Source organism: Salinicola salarius, assembly GCF_002179555.1.
Lineage (GTDB): Bacteria > Pseudomonadota > Gammaproteobacteria > Pseudomonadales > Halomonadaceae > Salinicola > Salinicola salarius_A.
In genome coordinates this window covers 1-2735 of sequence record NZ_NHOU01000084.1, presented here as the reverse complement: position 1 = coordinate 2735, position 2735 = coordinate 1, and the positions used below count along the sequence as shown (strand labels likewise).

General features: G+C 58.9%; 5 protein-coding genes and 1 pseudogene. All 6 read right to left on the bottom strand.

Annotated features, from left to right (window positions below; genetic code table 11):
* A pseudogene (locus CCD76_RS19065) lies at positions 1–263 on the bottom strand (toprim domain-containing protein); the annotation flags it as partial.
* Positions 264–333: 70 nt separating this feature from the next.
* Positions 334–753 (bottom strand): hypothetical protein, encoded by a 420-nt coding sequence (locus tag CCD76_RS19060; RefSeq protein ID WP_087721068.1) that lies wholly within the window; start codon positions 751–753, stop codon positions 334–336.
* The gene (locus tag CCD76_RS19055) at positions 740–946 is read right to left on the bottom strand and encodes a hypothetical protein (protein ID WP_087721067.1); all 207 of its coding nucleotides are present in this window, start codon (positions 944–946) and stop codon (positions 740–742) included. The genes CCD76_RS19060 and CCD76_RS19055 overlap by 14 nt, the downstream gene beginning before the upstream one ends.
* A gap of 6 nt (positions 947–952) precedes the next feature.
* On the bottom strand, positions 953–1525 hold the full coding sequence (locus CCD76_RS19050) for a hypothetical protein (protein ID WP_087721066.1): 573 nt from the start codon (positions 1523–1525) through the stop codon (positions 953–955).
* A gap of 58 nt (positions 1526–1583) precedes the next feature.
* On the bottom strand, positions 1584–2078 hold the full coding sequence (locus CCD76_RS19045) for a single-stranded DNA-binding protein (protein WP_075563461.1): 495 nt from the start codon (positions 2076–2078) through the stop codon (positions 1584–1586).
* 110 nt (positions 2079–2188) lie between these two features.
* The coding region (locus tag CCD76_RS19040) for a DUF3158 family protein (RefSeq protein WP_218777087.1) at positions 2189–2735 on the bottom strand (547 nt) is incomplete at its 5' end.

Genomic DNA, 2735 nt, shown 5'->3' with positions numbered 1-2735 from the left:
TGAATCACCTTGAACTGCTTGCCGGCATCCTTGCGCACCGTGTTCTTCCACTGCGTCGGCCGGATCGGCAGCGTGTCTAATGACCAGCGCTTGAGCGCCGGATCGTAGGCTTCGGGAGGGACCTGTTCGAGGAGATGACCAAAGGCCCAGGTGACGACGACGCCATCGCCCTGCAGACAGCCATTGGCTTTACGCGTCGCGCCCAGGACCGCACCAATATCGCGCGCCTGAGAGGGTTTTTCGCAGAGGAACAATCGAGACATGACACCGGGCCTCACAGAATGTGTATGGCCTCAGCGTGACGAGCTGGATCAGGGGATTCAGCTGGGAATGTTAATCGAGCTGGAGCAGATAATGCGCGTCGTCGATGATCCAGGCTTCCGCATTGCCATGGGCAGCACCGCGCGTGTTGTCTTCGGCCACACAGGCGATCTCAGAGTGTCGTGTCAGCGCCAGGGCCATTCGCTGAGCCAACGGTCCATTGAACGGAATGTCAGCATCGAGCCAGAACCACTGCGCCGTGGAGGCGTTATCGATGGTGATGACCTCACCGCTGAGCCAGCGCATGGGGATCAGGTAACGCCCCTGACCGGGCTTGAGAATGGTCGGTTTGAGCAACGTGCCATCGGGGGCGAAACGACATGTGACCGCACCGTCGATGACAGCCTGAATGTCCGACTCGATCAGCGGGCGATGTCCCAGGCGCGGGCGAATGAAGAACCGTTGATAGACCGCTGCCTCAGTCTCTTTCATCCTTGAGCATCCCCAGGTCGATCCATTCGACGATCGTATCGGCGCTGATACCGTACTCGCGCATCAATGCCTTGAGCTGAATACGAAACTCGACGACACGGCCAGTCGCCTGCGTACCGTCGAGTTCCCGGAGCATGTTGCCCAGCTGTTCATCCAGGCTCCAACCATCCTTGATGGTGAAGATGTTGGGCATGAGCAATCAGTCTAACGCGGCCTTGAGACGCTGTGTCAGCGCAGACTCCATGGCATTGCCATCGAATAGAGTTCGCTCGTCGGCCGGTGCCCAACTGTAGTGGATGCGCGAGCCCGCGCCACTCTTCTCGATCTGAACCCGCTGCAGGATCGAGTATCGTGTCCCTCCAACGGTCTGCCGTCCGTAATCACCGAGATTGTAGTAGGCCCCCGGGGTGCGGTCGTGCTTCCAGGCTATATCGCCCATCTGCATTTTTGCAGTGGTGCTCTCCGGGCTCTCGAAGTCATCGGGGGATCGGAACCCCATCGCCGACTTGATCCGAGCGTAAGCGGTATCGACGTCGACACGGGAATCGATGTCGACCGATCCGCTCTGGCTACCCAGACTTGTGGCATCGACCGCTTCCCCCTCGGCATTGGTTGCCACTTTCTGCGGCGTTTCGTTGGGATCGTAGTTCAGCGGCTCGCCGGTCACGGGATTGTTGAAACAGGTCACGCAGACACCGTTTGAGTAATAATGATCCTGCGCCGCGCAGCCCGCCAGTGCCACCATCCCCACTGCCACCACCCAGTGCTTCATCCCAGCACTCTCTTTGTCTGTTTGATGATAGAGCCTTCCTTCGAGTCAGCGAGCCCGCTCATTCCGAATAGCTCGGATCAGACCCCGCCGGGTTATCCCATTCACCTTCCGGTCCAGCGGCTTTAGGATAAGCTCCCTGTTGCGGAGCCTGGGACGATGAAGGCTGCCGTGGCGCTTGCTGGCCCTGTGCCGGCTCGAGCTGAACCTGGGTGACGCGGAAAGGCAGGATGCCGATGCGTACGGCCTGCACCTTGAACTGCGACCGGTTATTACCTTCTCCGTCCCGCCATTCGTCCAGCACCATTCGGCCCGATACCATGACGCGCAGTCCCTTCTGGTACAGCCGAGCCCATTGCTCGACATCGCGATGCCATATCTCGACGTTCGCCCAGAAGCCACCCTTGTCGACGTTGCCGGTATCGGTCGGCACCGGATTATCGAATCGGACGTTCAGTCGCATGACGCCACGCGATGGCTGATTGCCATTGGGGGAAAACATTTTCACTTCTGGATCCGAACCAATGTTCCCCTCGCCCATGAAATGCGTGCTCATCTGAATCTCCTGAATCGAATGTATGCCCGACTACAGTGGCCGGGAGCGGCAAAGGACGTCAGCGAGAAACGTTAAGGCCGGTTGCGAACTATTCCGAACCGTTGCAGATGTCAGACCATGGCCTCGATCTCGCCGAGATCGCTCAGCAGGCGATTTAGGCGATCGACCTGTCGAGTCGCCGCCGCAACTTTGGCATTGAAGATCGCGCGCTCGGTCTCGATCTCGACCAGTTGACGCTTCATCCCCACCGATATATCGCCGAACTGGAGCACGGCTTCGAGAAGGCGTCGCCCCATCTGGGTCTGCGCCTTGTCGCGCCATTGCACTGCGCGAACTCGTCCACCGCTGTTGTTGTGTGGTTTGAGCCAAAGTCCCGCCTGAACCACCGTGCGGTTGTAGCGATTGGCAAAGTCCGCCGCCTCCTGCCACATCCGACGACACTCCGCATCCAACTCATCCCGAAATCGAAGGATCTCCCCTTTACCCTTAAAGGGTTTTAAAAGGCCCTTTGCGTACTGATTCAGTGCAAAGTCCTGACGCTGTTCCAGTGCAGTCATCGCGCTCGCGGTCCTTTCCTGTTCTCGTTGCAGATACTTGGTTGCCCCCTCCGATCCTGCGGGGAGTGTTTCCAGTGGAATCACCCCGGCCTGGTCTCGT